This window comes from Kitasatospora sp. NPDC032150, from assembly GCF_055579945.1.
This window is the reverse complement of the sequence record NZ_JBVIMH010000048.1, coordinates 12,759-29,282: the sequence shown is the minus strand read 5'-3', so window position 1 is coordinate 29,282 and position 16,524 is coordinate 12,759. Positions and strand designations below refer to the sequence as shown.

17 protein-coding genes are annotated in these 16,524 nt (G+C 73.7%); 11 read left to right on the top strand and 6 right to left on the bottom strand.

The annotated features are described in order from the left end of the window. Positions 1-217 precede the first annotated feature (217 nt). The 5 genes from ACZ5ON_RS33260 to ACZ5ON_RS33240 all read left to right on the top strand — a co-directional run bounded on the left by ACZ5ON_RS33260 (position 218) and on the right by ACZ5ON_RS33240 (position 2,886). Positions 218-376 carry a DUF4177 domain-containing protein gene (locus ACZ5ON_RS33260; protein WP_095874066.1) on the top strand — a complete coding sequence of 53 codons (159 nt, stop codon included), beginning with the start codon at positions 218-220 and terminating at the stop codon, positions 374-376. After that, positions 376-846 carry a RidA family protein gene (locus ACZ5ON_RS33255; protein WP_465600546.1) on the top strand — a complete coding sequence of 157 codons (471 nt, stop codon included), beginning with the start codon at positions 376-378 and terminating at the stop codon, positions 844-846. The genes ACZ5ON_RS33260 and ACZ5ON_RS33255 overlap by 1 nt, the downstream gene beginning before the upstream one ends. Before the next feature lie 102 nt (positions 847-948). Next, positions 949-1,809: an NUDIX hydrolase gene (locus tag ACZ5ON_RS33250; RefSeq protein WP_465600544.1), complete on the top strand. Its 861-nt coding sequence runs from the start codon at positions 949-951 to the stop codon at positions 1,807-1,809. 64 nt (positions 1,810-1,873) lie between these two features. Then, positions 1,874-2,068, top strand: coding sequence for a hypothetical protein (locus tag ACZ5ON_RS33245; protein WP_465600542.1), 195 nt, complete (start codon positions 1,874-1,876; stop codon positions 2,066-2,068). Further along, positions 2,065-2,886, top strand: coding sequence for an MBL fold metallo-hydrolase (locus ACZ5ON_RS33240; protein WP_465600539.1), 822 nt, complete (start codon positions 2,065-2,067; stop codon positions 2,884-2,886). Before ACZ5ON_RS33245 ends, ACZ5ON_RS33240 begins: the two co-directional genes overlap by 4 nt. Before the next feature lie 90 nt (positions 2,887-2,976). Here ACZ5ON_RS33240 and ACZ5ON_RS33235 read toward each other — a convergent pair whose 3' ends face one another. Then, complete coding sequence (locus tag ACZ5ON_RS33235) at positions 2,977-3,651, bottom strand: Crp/Fnr family transcriptional regulator (RefSeq protein WP_045303663.1); 675 nt, start codon at positions 3,649-3,651, stop codon at positions 2,977-2,979. A gap of 308 nt (positions 3,652-3,959) precedes the next feature. Here ACZ5ON_RS33235 and ACZ5ON_RS33230 point away from each other — a divergent pair, with 308 nt between their 5' ends. From ACZ5ON_RS33230 to ACZ5ON_RS33215, 4 genes are all read left to right on the top strand, one after another. Then, positions 3,960-7,928 carry a type I polyketide synthase gene (locus ACZ5ON_RS33230; RefSeq protein ID WP_465600536.1) on the top strand — a complete coding sequence of 1,323 codons (3,969 nt, stop codon included), beginning with the start codon at positions 3,960-3,962 and terminating at the stop codon, positions 7,926-7,928. A 63-nt stretch (positions 7,929-7,991) separates the two neighbouring features. Then, positions 7,992-8,621, top strand: a complete 630-nt coding sequence (locus tag ACZ5ON_RS33225; protein ID WP_465600533.1) for a TetR/AcrR family transcriptional regulator — start codon at positions 7,992-7,994, stop codon at positions 8,619-8,621. A gap of 50 nt (positions 8,622-8,671) precedes the next feature. Beyond that, the gene (locus ACZ5ON_RS33220) at positions 8,672-9,388 is read left to right on the top strand and encodes a response regulator transcription factor (RefSeq protein WP_465600530.1); all 717 of its coding nucleotides are present in this window, start codon (positions 8,672-8,674) and stop codon (positions 9,386-9,388) included. A gap of 260 nt (positions 9,389-9,648) precedes the next feature. Beyond that, positions 9,649-10,260 carry an NAD(P)-binding domain-containing protein gene (locus tag ACZ5ON_RS33215; protein ID WP_465600528.1) on the top strand — a complete coding sequence of 204 codons (612 nt, stop codon included), beginning with the start codon at positions 9,649-9,651 and terminating at the stop codon, positions 10,258-10,260. Positions 10,261-10,364: 104 nt separating this feature from the next. Here the strand turns inward: ACZ5ON_RS33215 and ACZ5ON_RS33210 are convergent, their stop codons facing one another. From ACZ5ON_RS33210 to ACZ5ON_RS33195, 4 genes are all read right to left on the bottom strand, one after another. Further along, positions 10,365-10,871: a peptidylprolyl isomerase gene (locus tag ACZ5ON_RS33210; protein ID WP_465600525.1), complete on the bottom strand. Its 507-nt coding sequence runs from the start codon at positions 10,869-10,871 to the stop codon at positions 10,365-10,367. Positions 10,872-10,911: 40 nt separating this feature from the next. Then, positions 10,912-11,769 carry an alpha/beta fold hydrolase gene (locus tag ACZ5ON_RS33205; protein WP_465600522.1) on the bottom strand — a complete coding sequence of 286 codons (858 nt, stop codon included), beginning with the start codon at positions 11,767-11,769 and terminating at the stop codon, positions 10,912-10,914. A gap of 120 nt (positions 11,770-11,889) precedes the next feature. Next, positions 11,890-12,687: a COG4705 family protein gene (locus tag ACZ5ON_RS33200; protein ID WP_465600520.1), complete on the bottom strand. Its 798-nt coding sequence runs from the start codon at positions 12,685-12,687 to the stop codon at positions 11,890-11,892. A gap of 178 nt (positions 12,688-12,865) precedes the next feature. Further along, on the bottom strand, positions 12,866-13,495 hold the full coding sequence (locus tag ACZ5ON_RS33195) for a maleylpyruvate isomerase N-terminal domain-containing protein (protein ID WP_465600517.1): 630 nt from the start codon (positions 13,493-13,495) through the stop codon (positions 12,866-12,868). Between the two features lie 127 nt (positions 13,496-13,622). On the opposite strand from ACZ5ON_RS33195, the gene ACZ5ON_RS33190 reads away from it, so the two are divergent. Next, positions 13,623-13,919: an STAS domain-containing protein gene (locus tag ACZ5ON_RS33190; protein ID WP_465600515.1), complete on the top strand. Its 297-nt coding sequence runs from the start codon at positions 13,623-13,625 to the stop codon at positions 13,917-13,919. Positions 13,920-14,124: 205 nt separating this feature from the next. Here the strand turns inward: ACZ5ON_RS33190 and ACZ5ON_RS33185 are convergent, their stop codons facing one another. Continuing rightward, the gene (locus ACZ5ON_RS33185; RefSeq protein WP_465600512.1) at positions 14,125-14,946 is read right to left on the bottom strand and encodes an NRDE family protein; all 822 of its coding nucleotides are present in this window, start codon (positions 14,944-14,946) and stop codon (positions 14,125-14,127) included. 404 nt (positions 14,947-15,350) lie between these two features. On the opposite strand from ACZ5ON_RS33185, the gene ACZ5ON_RS33180 reads away from it, so the two are divergent. Further along, complete coding sequence (locus ACZ5ON_RS33180) at positions 15,351-16,523, top strand: serine hydrolase domain-containing protein (protein ID WP_465600509.1); 1,173 nt, start codon at positions 15,351-15,353, stop codon at positions 16,521-16,523. The last annotated feature ends 1 nt before the right edge of the window (position 16,524 follow it).

Sequence of the window (16,524 nt, the reverse complement as noted above, 5' to 3'; positions counted from 1 at the left end):
GCTCGCCACGCTCCGTCTCCGTCCGTCCGTTGGCCGGCACCCCTGGGGTGCCCTTCCCGCGAGGGTAACCAGCGGCGGCTCGCGATGCGGGGAGCACCCTGGCACCCCGGCGGATTCATGCCCGCTTTGTGGCTCACCTCACACCCGCGGTGCGCGGCCCGGCGGACCCGGTGCGTGCGGCACGGGCGGTGGCCGGTCCTCGTCTAGAGTCAGCGCCATGACCAAGTGGGAATACGTCACCGTGCCGCTGCTCGTGCACGCCACCAAGCAGATCCTCGACACCTGGGGCGAGGACGGCTGGGAGCTCGTCCAGGTCGTCCCGGGGCCGAACAACCCCGAGCAGCTGGTTGCCTACCTCAAGCGGGAGAAGAGCTGATGAGCAAGGTTGAGGAGAAGCTGGCCGAGCTCGGCCTGACCCTCCCCGAGGTGGCCAAGCCGGTGGCCGCGTACGTCCCGGCGATCCGTTCCGGCGAGTACGTCTTCACCTCGGGCCAGCTGCCGGTGGTCGAGGGCAAGCTGCCGAAGACCGGCAAGGTCGGCGCCGAGGTCACCCCGGACGAGGCCAAGCAGCTGGCGCAGACCTGTGCGCTCAACGCGCTGGCCGCCGTGAAGTCCGTGATCGGCGACCTGGACCGGATCGAGCAGGTCGTCAAGGTGGTCGGTTTCGTCGCCTCCGCCCCCGACTTCACCGGCCAGCCCGCCGTGATCAACGGTGCCAGCGAGTTGCTCGGCGAGGCGCTCGGCGAGGCCGGTGTGCACGCCCGCAGCGCGGTCGGCGTCGCGGTCCTGCCGCTGGACGCCCCGGTCGAGGTCGAGATCCAGGTCCGGGTCCGGGCCGGCGCCTGACGGACGGTACGGGGCGGCCGGGGCCGGTCATGGCCCGACCCCGGCCGCCGCGGTTCCTCCGGGCTCTGTCCAAGCCGGGCCTCGCCCGCTTAGCATCCGGGCATGGATCACCGAGCACCGTCGGCCCCGATGCCGCCTTCCTGGCCCGCCCGGATCCGGGCGGTGGACTCCGGCGAGCTGACCCCGCCCGTGCCGAAGCCCGCCGCCACGGTGGTGCTGCTGCGCGACGCGGCCAAGGGTCCGCAGGCGTACCTGCTGCGCCGCCGCACCTCCATGGCCTTCGCGGGCGGGATGTACGCCTACCCGGGCGGCGGAGTCGACCCGCGCGACGCCGAGGCCGAACTCGCCTGGGCCGGGCCCTCGCCGCGGGAGTGGGCCGAGCGGCTCGGCGTGGACGCCCGCACCGCGCAGGCGGTGGTCTGCGCGGCCGTCCGGGAGACCTTCGAGGAGGCAGGTGTGCTGCTGGCCGGGCCGGACGCCCACAGCACCGCCGCGCCCCGGGACTGGACCGAGCAGCGGGCCGCCCTGGAGGCCCACCGGCTCTCCTTCGCCGACTTCCTGCAGAGCAACGGGCTGCTGCTGCGCAGCGACCTGCTGGCCGCCTGGGCCCGCTGGGTCACCCCGGCCTTCGAGGAGCGCCGGTACGACACCTGGTTCTTCGTCGCCGCGCTGCCCGCCGACCAGCAGGCCGCGCTCCAGGTCGGCGAGGCCGACCGGGTCGCCTGGCTGCCGCCCGCCGAGGCCGTCCGGGGTCATGCGGAGGGCCGGTACGGCATGCTGCCGCCGACCGTGACGGTGCTGCGCGAGCTGCTGCCGGTGCGGACGGCGGCGGAGGCGCTCACGGCGGCGGCGGACCGGCGGGTCGAACCCGTCCTCGGCCGGGCCACGGTGGCCGGCGACCGCCTGACGGTGCGATGGTCTGGGTACGAGGAGCTGACCATCGACGGCCACTTCCCGCCGTGACCCGCTGATGGACCGGCCCGTGCCCCCACGGCCACTTTGCGAACCCAGGAAGGAATCCCGCCCGATGAACCACGACGAAGTGGCTCCGCGCCCGGCACGCGCCCTGCCGGGCGACGCCGCGCCGATCCGTTCGCTCCCCGCCCGTACGCCGGCCGGTAGCCGCTACGACGCCGCACCGGCCGGCGAGACCGGCAAGCGCCCGCTGGAGCGCGCCCTCCCGCTGCGCTCACTGATCCGGAGCAGCGAGGGCGGCCGGTGAGCGGACTGCTGCCGGGCGACCCCGCCGCCACCGTCGGCGGTGAGGCCACCGCCCGGGCGCTGTGCGTGCTGGCGCCCAACCCGTCGCCGATGACCCTGGACGGCACCAACACCTGGCTGCTCTCCGAACCGGGCTCGGACCTCGCGGTGGTGGTCGATCCGGGCCCGCTGGACGAGGGCCATCTGCGTCGGGTCGTCGACGCCGCCGAGCAGCGCGGCAAGCGGGTGGCGCTGACGCTGCTCACCCACGGGCACCACGACCACGCCGAGGGGGCCGCCCGCTTCGCCGAGCTGACCGGCACCGAGGTGCGGGCCCTCGACCCGGCGCACCGGCTGGGTTCCGAGGGGCTGCACGGCGGACAGGTGCTCGACGTCGGCGGTCTGGAGCTGCGGGTGGTCGCCACGCCCGGGCACACCGCGGACTCGCTGACCTTCCACCTGCCGGCCGACGGCGCGATCATCACCGGGGACACCGTGCTCGGCCGGGGCACCACGATGGTCGCCCATCCGGACGGCAGGCTCGGCGACTACCTGGACTCACTGCGGCGGCTGCACACCATGGCGGCCGAGCACGGCGTACGGACCGTGCTGCCGGGACACGGCCCGGTGCTCGCGGACGCGCTCGGCGCGGTCGACTACTACCTGGCGCACCGGGCCACCAGGCTCGCCCAGGTGGAGACGGCGGTCGAGGACGGGTGCCGGACGGCCGCGGAGGTGGTGGCCCGGGTGTACGCGGACGTGGACCGCTCCCTCTGGCCGGCGGCCGAACTGTCGGTCCAGGCCCAGCTCAGCTATCTGGAGGAGCACGGCCTGATCTGACGCCCGGCGGAGCCTGCCGTCACGGGTCAGGGCACGCCGGCAGGACCCGGGGAGCTGTCCTCGGGCCCCTGCCGGTTCAGTGACCGGTGCTCAGCGCGAGCGGCGGGAGAGCCGCTCGACGTCCATCAGGACGACCGCGCGGGCCTCCAGCTTCAGCCAGCCTCGGCCGGCGAAGTCGGCGAGCGCCTTGTTGACCGTCTCGCGGGAGGCGCCGACCAGCTGGGCCAGCTCCTCCTGGGTCAGGTCGTGGGCGACGTGGATGCCCTCCTCGGACTGCACGCCGAAGCGGCGGGAGAGGTCGAGCAGTGCCTTGGCCACCCGGCCGGGCACGTCGGAGAAGACCAGGTCGGACATCACGTCGTTGGTCCGGCGCAGGCGGCGGGCGATGGCCCGGAGCAGCGCGATGGAGACCTCGGGGCGGGCGTGCAGCAGCGGCAGCAGATCGCCGTGCCCGAGGCCGAGCAGCTTGACCTCGGTGAGCGCGGTGGCGGTCGCGGTGCGCGGGCCCGGGTCGAAGAGCGACAGCTCGCCGATCATCTCGCTGGGGCCGAGGACGGCGAGCATGTTCTCGCGGCCGTCCGGCGAGGCGCGGTGCAGCTTCACCTTGCCCTCGACCACGACGTAGAGCCGGTCGCCCGGGTCGCCCTCGTGGAACAGCGACTCGCCGCGGGCGAGTGTCACCTCGGTCATGGAAGCGCGCAGCTCGGCGGCCTGATCGTCGTCGAGAGCCGCGAAGAGCGCGGCACGCCGCAGAACGTCGTCCACGAGCTTCCTCCTGCTGGGTGTGGGGCGGTCCTACTCGTCAAGACTGCATCACCAAGGATGACGCATGTCGCTCCGATCATATGAGGAGGGGTGGGGCGCGGGGCGTGGTGCGCGGCCATTTGTACTCACCGTGACCTTCGAATCCTGGGCGGGGCATCACCGGAAGTGCGTACAGATCCGGTAAAGAGAAGGTCAAGACGGCAGTGTCGGGGTCAGGTATGGGCCAATAACATGCAGTCGAGTCCATCTTTGGACTCCAGCACATCAATCGACATGAGTCGTCCTTCGGAACGGGAAGATCTGTGGCTATGGGGCGTGGCAGGCAAGGGGAGCTCAGCCGGCCGGTGGCGGTGGTCGGCCTGGGGTGCCGGTTTCCGCAGGCCGAGGGGGTCGATCGGTACTGGTCGCTGCTCATGGCGGGCACCGACGCGGTGACACCGGTCCCGGCGGACCGCTTCGACATCGACGCGTACTACCAGGCCGAACCGGGCATCGCGGGCAAGACGGTCTCGCGCCACGGCGGCTTCCTGACGGACGTCTTCGGCTTCGACGCCGCCTTCTTCGGCATCTCGCCGGCCGAGGCGAGGACCATGGACCCGCAGCAGCGGCTGCTGCTCCAGGTCGCCTGGGAGGCGCTGGAGGACGCGGGCATCCGCCCCTCCTCGCTGGCGGGCAGCCGGTCCGGGGTGTTCGTCGGGCAGGCCACCGCCGAGTACGCCGACCTGCCGCAGCCGCTGTCCCGGCGAGGGATCCACGACTCCGCGGGCCGCCGGATCCGTGCGGTCACCGCAGGACGCCTCTCCTACGCCCTGGACCTGCGCGGTCCCAGCATCGTCACCGACACCGCCTGTTCCTCCTCGCTGGTCGCCGTGCACTCCGCCCGGCAGAGCCTGCTCACCGGGGAGAGCGACCTGGCGATCGCGGCGGGCGTCAACGTCATCCTGGCCCCGGACGACGCGGTGGCGTACTCGCAGGCCGGGATGCTCGCCGCCGACGGCCGGTGCAAGTTCGGCGACGCCGACGGGGACGGTTTCGTCCGCAGCGAGGGCATCGGCGTGGTGGTGCTCAAGCGGCTGGAGGACGCCGAGCGGGACGGGGACCAGGTGCACGCCCTGCTGCTCGGCAGCGCGGTCACCAACGACGGCCGGGCCAGCGGCTTCCTGCTGCGACCCGCCGTGGACGGACAGGTGCAGATGCTCCGCGAGGCCTGCGACACCGCGGGCATCACCCCCGCGCAGTTGGACTACGTCGAGGCGCACGGCACCGGGACGGTCGCCGGGGACGAGGTCGAGCTGAGCGCGCTGGCCGAGGCGATGGACGGGGCGCGGCCGGCCGAGCGGCCGCTGCTGATCGGCTCGGTGAAGTCCAACATCGGGCACGCCGAGGCGGCGGCCGGGATCGCCGGCCTGATCAAGGCGGTGCTGATGGCCAGGCACGGCGAGGTGCCCGCCTCGCTGCACTGCCGCACCCCGCAGCGGCTGCTCGCCGAGGGCGCCCTGCCGCTGCGGGTGGCCGCGGAGCGCGGGCCGCTGCGGCCGGCCGGTCCGACGGCGCTGCTGGGGGTCAGCTCCTTCGGCCTGTCGGGGACCAACGCCCACGTCGTGGTCGGGGCGTACCGGTCGGCGGCCGCCCCGGAGCTCGAGCGCCCGGCACCGGGAACCCCCGAGCTGCTGGTGCTCTCGGCCCGGTCGCCCCGGGCGCTGCGGCGCCTCGCGCGCGCCTACGCCGGACACCTGGCCGGCGCCGGGCGCGGGGAAGCGCTGCGCGACCTGTGCGCGAGTGCGGCGCAGCGCCGCGACGCGCAGCCGTACCGGCTGTGGGCGGTGGGCACGGACCATGACGGGTTGGCCGAGACGCTGCGGGCGCTGGCCGCCGGGGAGGAGACCCCGGACGGCGCCATCGCGGCCGAGGCGGCGGCGGACGGTGCGCCGACCGTGTTCGTCTTCCCGGGCCAGGGCTCCCAGTGGGCCGGGATGGGGCGCGAGCTGCTGGAGGGGTGGCCGGCCTTCCGGGCGGCGATGACCGAGTGCGACCGGGCCGTACGGGCCGAGACCGGCTGGTCGCCGCTGGCCGCGCTGACCGCGGAGGAGGGCGAGGTGGACGGCGGGGTGGCCGTGGTGCAGCCGCTGCTCTGGGCGATGGAGGTGGCGCTGGCCGAGGCCTGGCGCAGCCACGGCGTTCAGCCGCTGGTCTGCCTCGGCCACAGCATGGGGGAGAGCGCCGCCGCCCGGGTCGCGGGGGCCCTGACGATGGCGGACGCGGCCGCGGTGATCTGCCGGCGCAGCGCCCTGATGGCCAGGCTGTCCGGCCGGGGCGCGATGCTGCTGGTCGAGCTGCCGGGCGAGCGGGCGCAGGCGCTGGCCGCCACGTTCGGCGCCGGGGTGGGGCTGGCCGTGGAGAACTCGCCCACCTCCAGCGTGCTGGCCGGCGACCGGGAGGTGCTGGACGCCGTCGCGGCCGAACTGCGGCAGCGCGAGGTGTTCTGCCGCCCGGTCAGGGTGGACGTCGCCTCGCACTCGTCGGACATGGACGAGCTGCGCGAGGACCTGCTCGCCGAGCTCGCCGGGCTGCGGCCCGGGCCCGGCACGGTCGAGCTGTACTCCACCGTGCACGGCCGTCCCGTGCCGGGCGGCGAGCTGGACGCGGCGTACTGGATGGACAACCTGCGCAGGCCGGTCCGGTACGCAGGGGCGGTGACGGCGCTGGCCGGGCGCGGTGAGCACGTGTTCCTGGAGATCAGCCCGCACCCGCTGCTGACCGGTGCCACCGAGGACACCCTGAGGGCGGCCGGGGCCCTGCCCCGGGTGGTACCGAGCCTGTACCGGGGGCAGTCGGAGCAGCTCGCGATGGCCAGAGCGGCGGGGCGCCTGTTCGCCCACGGCACCCGGATCGACTGGCAGCGCTGGTACGGCGACACCCAGCGGGTGCCGCTGCCGGGCTACACCTGGGACACCGAGCAGTACCGGGACGAGCCCGCCCTGGACGGCCGGATCCCGCGCTGGGCGGATTCGTCGGAGCGGTGCCTGCTCCTGCCGCTGGCCCGGGTCGGCGGCACCTCCTTCCGGGGCAGTCTGCCGCTGCCGGGGGCGGTGTACCTGCTGGGCGCGCTGAATCGTTCCGCCGGTGCACCCGCTGCCGAGGGCCGGTGGGTGCTGGAGGAGGCCCGCTTCGGCTCCGAGCTGGTCGAGGAGGGCTGGGCCGAGGGACTGCGGGTGCGCTGGCGGCCGACGGCCGTCGTCCGGGAGGCCGGGGCCGAGCTGTGGGAGACCACGGTGCACGCCGTGGGCCCGGCCGGCAACGCCGTGTTCGGCCTGCACGCCCGGCTGCGGACCGACGACCAGGCCGGCGGGCGGCTCTCCGCCGGGCGCGAGTACTGCCTGGACAGCGCGCTCGCCCGCTGCACCGGCTACCTCTCGGCGGACGCCTTCCTGGCCCTCGCGCGCGAGCGCGGCTACGAGATACCGCCCCACCTGCGGACCGTCCGGCGGATGTGGCGCACCGAGGGCGAGTCGGTGGCCCGGATGTCCCGGCCGGACGCCCTGGCGGCCCCGGGTGCCGGGGAAGCGGACGGGGAGGTCGCCCGGCAGGGCGCGCTTTGGGAGGCGGCGTTGCAGCCGCTGCTGGCCACCTGGCCGGGGGCCGGGGAGGAGACCGACCGGGTGGCCTATGTGCCGACCGGGATCACCCGGGTGATCCTGGCCGTGGCGGAGCTGCCGGCCGAGTACTGGACCCTGGCCAGGTTCCGCCCCGCCGACCAGGACGGTCCCGACCGGGCCGATGTCGCGCTGCTCGGCCTGGACGGCGTGGTGCTGGCGGAGTTCTGCGGCATCACGCTGCACCGCGTCGACGGCGGGAGTGCTGGCCCCGCCCCCGTCCCCGCACCCGGGCCGCTCCGGGCCGCCGGCACGGTCGCGCCGGGGTGGGTGCCGCCGCAGCCGTCGGGCCCGTCCGAGATCGAGCGGCTGGTGCTGGCCGGTGAGCCGGTGTCCGCGCGGGCGGGCCGGGACGCCCTGCTGGCCCGGGCGGCCGCGGTGCTGGGGCTGCCGGTGGCGCGACTGGACCAGGACAGGTCGCTGCGGGAGCAGGGGCTGGATTCGATCATGGCGGTCCAGCTGCGCCGCCGCCTGGAGCGGGAGTGTGCGGTACGGGTTTCGGTCGACCGGTTGCTGGGGCCGGAGAGCGCGGGCGAGCTCTGCGCCGGGCTGGTGACCGTGGCGGACCAGGGGGAGGCCGCAGGTCAAACATGTACTACAGACCAAGATTGTGTTCTGGTATAACTTGCGCAGGGGCTGTCAGTAGTCGGCCGGTAACACCACCGAGGCGCGGGGGAGGAGCAGCGGATGGAGCGGCCGACCGCAGCAGCGGCACCAGGGCGACGCGAGCGCAACAAACAGCGGATCAGGGAGCGGGTCTACCAGGCCGCCTTGGAGCTCTTCGCCGAGCAAGGGTATGACGCCACGTCGGTCGACGCGATCGCCGAGCGTGCCGATGTCGCGCGGGGCACGTTCTTCAACCATTTCCAGCGCAAGGAAGACCTCATCGCGGAGTGGGGCGAGCGGCGCCGGGCCCGGCTGAAGGCCGAGTTGGAGGGGGATGTGTTCGCGGAGGGGGGCGAGTTCGAACTCCGGCTGCAGCGCTGCATGACGGTGCTCAGCCGGATCAACGAGGAGGAGCGGCACACCACCCCGGCCATGCTGAAGGCCTGGGTGCAGGCGGGCCAGCCGCTGCTGGAGGAGCCGTACGCCGCGCACATCTTCGCCGAGATCGTCGAACGGGGGCGGGCTGGAGGGGAGTTCGCCGCCGGCATCGACTCGGCCCGGGTGGGGAACATCCTGCGGGACACCTACCTGGGCGCCCTTTACCGCTGGACCAGGGCCGAGGAACAGTGGCCCCTGCACCGCGAGTTGGAGGGGATCCTCGCCATCGTCCTGAACGGCATCAGGAGGAGCCCCGGCACGGGCTCCTCCTGAGCCGTGCCTCGGGAGGGAGAGCGCCTCAGGGCGGATGCATGGGGGAGTCAATGCCGGGAGAACGCACCGAACCGTCGGCACGTCACGGATCGGCGCGCCGGGGCGGCTGGCGGGTGCTGGTGGTGGAGGCCGATCCGATTGCGGCCGAGCGCCTGGTCCAGGGCCTGCGCCGGCACGGCCATGACGCGGTCCGGGTGGACACCGGCGGCAAGGCGCTGCGCGCGTACCGCAGCGCCGACATGGTGCTGCTGGACCTCGACCTTCCCGACCTCGACGGCCTGGAGGTCTGCCGGGAGATCAGGGCCGCGGGTGACACCCCGCTGATCGCGGTGACCGCCCGGGGCACCGAGCTGGACCGGGTGCTCGGCCTGCGGTCCGGCGCGGACGACTACCTGGTCAAGCCGTACGGGTTCCTGGAGCTGATCGCCCGGATGGAGGCCGTGATGCGGCGGGTCAGGCCGTGGCCCGCCGTCGCCCGGCCGATCACCCGCGGTGCGCTGCGCATCGCGCCCGGCTGCCGGGAGGTCAGCGTGCACGGGCGGCCGGTGGAGCTGACCCGCAAGGAGTACGACCTGCTGCACCTGCTGGCCTCGCAGCCGGACGCGGTGGTGTCGCGGGTGCAGATAGAGCGTCAGGTCTGGGGCAACGCCGAGGTGAGCCGGAGCCGGACGATCGACACCCATGTCAACAGCCTGCGCAACAAGCTGGGTTCCGGGACCTGGATCGTCACGGTGCGCGGGGTGGGCTTCCGCTTCGGCCACGGCTGAGCGGAGAGCGGCTCGCCGGGCCGGCCCGCGCGGAATGCCGACCGGCCCGCGCGGAAACCGGCTGACCTGCCCGGGAGCCGGCCGTCGCAGGAGGGCCGGGGCGGAATGCAAAATCTTCGACATGGTGTGAAAACTCCCCGAAAGAACCCGAGCCGCCATGGCCGGAGCTGTCCCTAACCTGAGGCGAAAACCCGCTGGGTCGCGTAACGAGCCCCGATGGCAGGTCAGTTGACATCAGGGCTGATAGAGGGGAGAGGGCAGTGCGCGAGGGGTTGGCCGTCGTCGGGCTCGGGCGTGTCGGGCGCGCGCTCGCCCGCGCCGCGCGCCACGCGGGGTGGCGGGTCGTCCTCTTCGACCGGGACGAGCACGCCGTGGACCGGATGCTGCGCGAGGGCTTCGCCGCGAGCACCGACGAGCGGGTTCTGCGGACCGTCGGGACGGTGGTGGTCTGCGCGGCAGTGCCGCGGACCGGGGCCCGTGCTCTGGACCTCGACGCGGTCAGGGGCGCCGCGGAGGCGGTGAGCCGGTGTCTGCGGCCGGGCGTGCTGGTGGTGCTGGAGGCGATCGTCTGCGCGCGGATCGCCGAGGAGGTGGTGCGGCCGATCCTGGAGCGGTCCGGGCTGGCCGCGGGCAGCGACTTCCGGCTGGCCTGGTCGCTCCGGTGGGTCGAGCCCGGCGGCCGGCTGCCGAAGGCCGTCACCGGACTGACCCCGCGCTGCGGCGCGGCGGCCGTCTCCTTCTACGGCACCCTGCCGTGGACGGTACGGCAGGCCGAGTCGGGCGGCTGTGCGCTGGGGGGCGAGGCCGGCGGCTGCACGGCCGGCGGCGGCCGGGGGTTCGTACCGCGCCAGCGCGGGCCCCGGGGCTCCTGAGACGGCGCCCGGGGGCGCGGTACTCCGCCTGGCCGGTGCGCGGCCGGCCCCCGCGGGGACCTCCGCGCACACGGCCGGTCGGGCGGAGCCGCGTGCCGCCGAGGTCAGCCCTCGGAGACGACCTCGGCCTTCTCGATCACGATCGGCTCGGTCGGGACGTCGCCGTGGCCGCGGAGCGAGCCGGTGCGGACCCCGGCGATCTTGTCGACGACGTCGGTGCCCGCCACGGCCTTGCCGAAGACGGTGTAGCCCCAGCCCTGGGTGTTCTTCGCCTTGAAGTTGAGGAAGTCGTTGTCCGACACGTTGATGAAGAACTGGGCCGTGGCCGAGTGCGGGTCGCTGGTCCGGGCCATCGCGATGGAGTAGCGGACGTTGGTCAGGCCGTTGTCCGCCTCGTTCTGGATCGGGGCCTGGGTCGGCTTCTGGGCCATGTCCCCGGTGAAGCCACCGCCCTGGATCATGAAGCCCGCGATCACCCGGTGGAAGATCGTGCCGTCGTAGTGGCCGCTGCGGACGTAGCTCAGAAAGTTCTCGACGGTCTTCGGAGCCTTGGCGGCGTCCAGCTCGATGTCGATGTCGCCGAAGTTGGTGGTGAGTCGTACCGTGCTCATGGTTCTCCCTCTGCTTGATGGGTAAGCAGGGAACAGCTTGTCACGGACTGGCTGGTCCTGGCAGATCGGCGGAACGTGCCGCGTCGCCCTCGTCCCCGGCCGCCAGGAAGGGGCCGATCAGCGAGAGCACCTGCTCCGGCCGCCGGGCCACCTCCGTGTGCGTCGCACCGGGAAGCACCGCCAGCCGGGCGTCGGGGATCAGGTCGAGCATCTCGACCGCGTGCGGGAGCCGGACGAAGTCGTGGTCGCCGAGCAGCAGCAGGGTGGGGGAACCGAGCTCCCGGAGCTGCTCGGCCGACCAGCCCTCCACCGCCGACACCATCGCGGAGGTGCGACGGAGTAGCTCGCCGAAGTGGTCCGGATCCGGGGCGACCTGCCGGTACGCCTGCTCCCAGGACCGGAGCTCGGCCTCGGTGGGCAGCCGGTCCGAACCGGGAGGCAGCTCGTGGTACCCGTCGGGACGGTACGGCACCGAGCCCAGCACCAGCCTGCGCACCAGCTCGGGCCTGGTCACCGCCAGCTCCAGCGCGACCATGCCGCCGAGGCTGAAGCCGAAGAAGTCGGCCTGTGCCACGCCGAGTTCGCCGAGCAGCGCGGCGACGTCGGCCGCGTGGTTGCCGAGCGTCATCTCCCGGTCGGTGTCCTCGGTGTGGCCGTGGCCCTGCAGCTCGACGGCGATCACCCGGTGGTTCTCGGCGAGTTCGTCCAGCAGCGGACCGAAGGTCAGTCCGATGGTGTGCATGCCGCCGTGCAGCAGCACCAGCGGTCGCCCGCCGCCCCGGACCTCGTAGTACATCCGGAGGCCGTGGACCGGCGCGTAGCCGCTCGTCATGCCATGGCCCAGGTGGCCCGCGCCCGCCGTCGTGCCGTGGCCCGTGTGCCCCGTACCTGTCGTCATCCCGGCCTCCCGCCTGGGTCAGCACCTGGTGCGAAACGCTACTCCGGGACAACGACGATCCCCGGCGGATCCCCGCGCCACGACGCAGGGTTCACACCGGGGACCGGAAGGCGGGACGGGTCAGCGGGAGACGTCCTTGCGGGACACCGCCAGGTAGCCGACCAGGGTCAGGATGGCGGCCGTCCAGCCGGCGGTGACCGGCCCGAGGCCGAGGTCCAGGCCGCCGCGCTCGTGCGAGACCGCCATCCAGTCGGCGAACGAGGCACCCAGCGGGCGGGTCAGCACGTAGGCGATCCAGAAGGACGGGATCGCGCCCAGCCGGAGCCACCGGTGGGCGAGGGCGGGGACGGCGATCAGTGCCGTGAACATGACCCCCGAGCCCAGGTAGCCCAGGTCCATGGTGGTCGCCGTCAGGTCGCCCGCGGCCGTGCCGAGCGCGAAGGTGGCCAGCACCGTGGCCCAGTAGAAGACCTCGCGCCGCCGGGTGTGGATGCTGTGGATGGACAGCGTCCGCTCGGTCGCGTACCAGACGCCGAAGACCGCCGCCAGCGCGAGCAGGAAGAACGGGGTGGCCACCAGGTACGGCACGCCGAGGGCGACGTGCATGACGTCGGCGGCCATGGTGCCGAACACGCTGACCATGACGATGGTGGTCCAGTAGATCCACGCCACGTACCGGCGGACGCTGAACTGCACCACCAGCGAGACCACCAGGCCGGTGCCGCCGAGTGCGACCGCGATCATCGGGTCCATCACGTGCGCCAGGAAGTCCGAGGCGGTCTCGCCCATTCCGGTGGTCAGCACCTTGATGATCCAGAAGAGTGCCGTCACCTCCGGCACCTTGCTCAGCGCGTGCCGGGCCGTCGCGTGCCGGGACGGTGCCGTCTGGCCGTTCTGCTGGAGTGGGGCGGTCGTCATGGGCCGCAGGATCGCACGCCGTTTCTGAAGCCAGCCTGAAGACGGCGGGGTCCGCCGAACCGGTGAGCCGGGCGGCAGGTCCGGCCGAGCTGGCCTTCGGAGGGGCACCTCGGAGCCGTACCACCGCGAGCCGCCCCACCGGGGCGCTGGCCGGATCACCGCACGACGGGCGGCGTCGTCACCGCATGACGGGCAGTACCGGGCCATCGGCCCGGCCGGTCGCGGCCTCGATGAAGGCGACCGGATCGGGCACACCGGCCAGCAGCTCCCGGGTGGCCGCCAGGGCGGCCGCGGGCGGCGGCGGGCCGCCGACCGCCGCGACCAGGTCGAGCAGATGGACCGTGGCCTCCATGACGGCGACCTCGCCGAGCGCCCCGTAGGTCACCGCCCCCAGGATCGGATGCGCGACCACTGCGGTCGGCGGTACGTCCGCGAGTTCGGCCAACGCCTCCGGAGCCTCGACGGCGAACCGCCTGACCAGTTGCTCCGGCGACACCGCCTCGGCCACCTCGCGGGCCTGCTCCTCGATCGTCCCGGCGGCCGTGTGGGCGACACCGCCCGGCCGGTTGTAGATCCGGAGGATCTCCGCCCCGCTGGTGACGACGGCCGGCCCCTCCGTCAGGACGTCCCGCAGCTGGGCGAACATCGCCGGGTCGGGCGCGACATGGCCGAACAGCGCCTGCACCGACCAGCCGGGCAGCCGGGTCGGAGCCGCCCAGGCCTCGGGTGTCAGCTGCCGTCCGCGCTCGGCCCAGGACTGCCACAGGTCGTTCAACAGATCGCCGGTCCGGTCGATTTGACTGGTCATCAAGTCTCCTTGGTCGGTCGGAATGTCATCCTACGACCCGGCCGGTTGCCCGGGCCGAGGCCGGGGTGACGGAACGAGGTCCGGACGGCACCGATGAGTCCGGGAGGTAGGACGGGTCCCTTTCGGTATGGAGACCGAAGAGACACAGGTACTTGTTCTGGTCGCACGACCAGGGCCGGCGGACTGGGACGGGCTGCACGGACAGCTGCGGGAGTCCCGCGCGGACGGCCCCCGAGTGGTGGAGTGCGACGTGAGCGCGTTCGACCCGGCGGACGGCGGAACCCTCGGCGTTGTCGGCGCTCTGGCCGGGCTGCAGTTGACTGCTCGGCGGGGCGGCCGCGAGATCCGCCTGCGCGGCGCTGGCCGGGAGCTGCTGGAGTTGCTGGAACTGACCGGTCTCGGGGAGCAGTTGCCACCCCGGTGAGCGCGGCCCACCGGGGCACGGCCGGTGAGCCGCGCCCCGGGAGGGCCCGGCTCGGCTGTGCCGGGTCCTGGGCCGTGGCGGTTCCACCCGCATCCCGGTCGTAAACCTCCCGGCCACGGACAGCTGGTGGATCACCGGCCGGACCCCGTTCGCCAACGGCGGCTGCACCACTCGCTGAGCGGCCGGCGGGTTGGGCGGCGCCCGGTCAGATCACCGCGGTACGGGCCTGGCCGCCCAGGCCGACCTGGTGCCAGTCGTGACTTCCCGGCGCCGGGTTGAAGTCGTACCGCACGCCGGAGCGTCCGAGGGCGACCAGCGAGACCGAGGTGGTTCCCCAGATCCGTCCGTCTCCGAAGTCGCGGCGCTGGATCAGGGCGGCGGGCTCGTCGAGCTCCAGGCCGTCCCCGGCGGCTATCGGCAGCCACTGGCCCCACGCCTCGGTGGTCGGGCGGCCGGCCGGGCTCGCCATCGGTTCCGGGCGCCGGGCGGCTGCCAGGCGGGGGCGGAAGTGCGCGATCCGGGCGGCCATCATCCGGCTGGCCCGCTGCGAGGAAGTGCGGTTCTCCGCCTCGCCCTCGAGCCCGTCGTTGACCACGACGTGCAGCCCGGGCGGCAGCCGCCGCTCCCGCAGCTCGTGCCCGGACCAGCTCAGTACGCGGACCTCGCCGGCCTGCGCGCGGACCAGGTGGAACGGGTCGTAGCGCTCCAGGTCGAGGCCCTCCAGCGCGCCGCCGTCGGCCGCCGCCAGCAGCGGCAGATCACCGCGCGACAGCCGGAGGGCCGGATCGGCGGCCCGGCCGAAGCCGTTGAGCAGGCACGCCATCCCGGACGGCTCGCCGCCGCCGCCCGGATGCACCGCGAGCCAGGTGCCGCCCGCCAGCAGGTCCCGGCCGCCGACCAGGGTGGGCCGTGAAGGCCAGTGCCTGTCCGGCGGCAGCCAGTCGCGGCCGACGTACTCGTCCCGCACGGCCAGGACGACGACCGGCGTGGCGGAGCCCGGATCTATGCTGACGAACGCGGTACACACGGTTGACCCTTCGGCTGGAGGTTCCGCTGTCAGCAATTGTGTACGAAAACCTGTGCGACCAGGAGGCCGCGCGGACTGTGGTGACCGAGACGTCGGCGCGGCCGCTGCGATCTCGGCCCGGCCACGGGCGCCGACCTGGCCCGGTACCGCGACCTCGCCGGCGGTGACCGCTCCTGGAGCGAGTGGGGCTGTCGTCCTCCGGCCTGGTCCTGCTGACGTCCGGTGTGCCGGCCGGGGACGGCGACGTCCTGGATCCCCGGTGCGGGGGAGCCGAGTTCGCCGCGAGCGGGAGCCGTCCCCCGGGGGAGGGAGGATCCGATTCACCGTCAACGGCGATGTCCGGCGGGTGTGATCCCGGCAGGATCCTTCCTGCCGCAGAGAACACTCCCGAGAGGTCGAACACCGTGCTCACCACCACCAAGACCGGAAACCGCACCGGCGCCCGCCTGGCCACCGTCCTGCTCGCCGTCGCGTCCCTCGCGGGCGGAACCGGCCCGGCCTTCGCGAGCGGTGGGAACGGCGCCGCCGCGGGCCGGCCGGACGCCGTGGACCGGGCCGCGGTCCAGCGCGCGCTCGACGAGGCGGTGGCGGAGGGCGTGCCGGGCCTGGTCGCCGAGGTCCGGGACGGGCGGGGCACCTGGCGCACGGCCGCCGGGGTCGCCGACCTGGCCGACGGCCGGCGCGCCCGGGCCGGGGACCGGTTGAGGATCGGCAGCGTGACCAAGACCTTCGTGGCGACGGTCGTGCTCCAGCTGGTGGCGGAGGGCAGGATCGGCCTGGACGACCCCATCGAGCGCGAGCTGCCCGGGCTGGTCCCGAACGGGCGGAACATCACGGTGCGCCAGCTGCTCTCCCACACCAGCGGACTCGCCGACTTCCTCACCAAGCTGCTCGCCGAGCCCGATCCGCTCCGCTCCGCCCAGAAGGCCACCTACACCCCCCGCGACCTGGTCGCCATCTCCGCCGAGCTCGGCCCCAAGTTCGCCCCCGGCACCTCCTGGGCGTACTCCAACACCAACTACGTCGTCCTCGGCCTGCTGGTGGAGCACGTCACCGGCCACCGGCTGGACCAGGAGATCACCCGGCGGATCGTGCGCCCGCTGCACCTGGGCGACACCTCCTTCCCGACCACCGCGGAACTCTCCGGCCCGCACCTGCACGGCTACGAATGGGCCGACGGCCCCACCGCCCCGCCGGCCGACCTCACCACCTTCAACCCGAACGCCATCTGGGGCTCCGGCACGATGATCTCCACCGCGGACGACCTCAACCGCTTCTACCGCGCCCTGTTCGACGGCCGGCTGCTCCCGGCGGACCTGCTCGAGGAGATGCGCACCGCGCACCCCGTGGACGACGGCCGCGGCTACGGCCTGGGACTGGAGAGCCGCACCTACTGTGCGGACGGCACCGCCGCCTGGGGGCACAGCGGCAGCATCGCCGGCTACGAGACCTTCAGCTTCACCACCGGCGACGGCAAGCGGCAGATCACCTTCTCGCTCAACCGCAACCTGACCGCCTCGCCCAAGGTCAACGACACCATCACCAGGGTCCTCACGCTGGGCCTGTGCACCCGCTAGC

Coding starts and splice junctions, on each gene's coding strand:
- ACZ5ON_RS33260 (WP_095874066.1), top strand. CDS start 218: ATGACCAAGTGGGAATACGTCACCGTGCCGCTGCTCGTGCACGCCACC.
- ACZ5ON_RS33255 (WP_465600546.1), top strand. CDS start 376: ATGAGCAAGGTTGAGGAGAAGCTGGCCGAGCTCGGCCTGACCCTCCCC.
- ACZ5ON_RS33250 (WP_465600544.1), top strand. CDS start 949: ATGGATCACCGAGCACCGTCGGCCCCGATGCCGCCTTCCTGGCCCGCC.
- ACZ5ON_RS33245 (WP_465600542.1), top strand. CDS start 1,874: ATGAACCACGACGAAGTGGCTCCGCGCCCGGCACGCGCCCTGCCGGGC.
- ACZ5ON_RS33230 (WP_465600536.1), top strand. CDS start 3,960: ATGGGGCGTGGCAGGCAAGGGGAGCTCAGCCGGCCGGTGGCGGTGGTC.
- ACZ5ON_RS33225 (WP_465600533.1), top strand. CDS start 7,992: ATGGAGCGGCCGACCGCAGCAGCGGCACCAGGGCGACGCGAGCGCAAC.
- ACZ5ON_RS33220 (WP_465600530.1), top strand. CDS start 8,672: ATGCCGGGAGAACGCACCGAACCGTCGGCACGTCACGGATCGGCGCGC.
- ACZ5ON_RS33210 (WP_465600525.1), bottom strand. CDS start 10,871: ATGAGCACGGTACGACTCACCACCAACTTCGGCGACATCGACATCGAG.
- ACZ5ON_RS33205 (WP_465600522.1), bottom strand. CDS start 11,769: ATGACGACAGGTACGGGGCACACGGGCCACGGCACGACGGCGGGCGCG.
- ACZ5ON_RS33200 (WP_465600520.1), bottom strand. CDS start 12,687: ATGACGACCGCCCCACTCCAGCAGAACGGCCAGACGGCACCGTCCCGG.
- ACZ5ON_RS33195 (WP_465600517.1), bottom strand. CDS start 13,495: ATGACCAGTCAAATCGACCGGACCGGCGATCTGTTGAACGACCTGTGG.
- ACZ5ON_RS33190 (WP_465600515.1), top strand. CDS start 13,623: ATGGAGACCGAAGAGACACAGGTACTTGTTCTGGTCGCACGACCAGGG.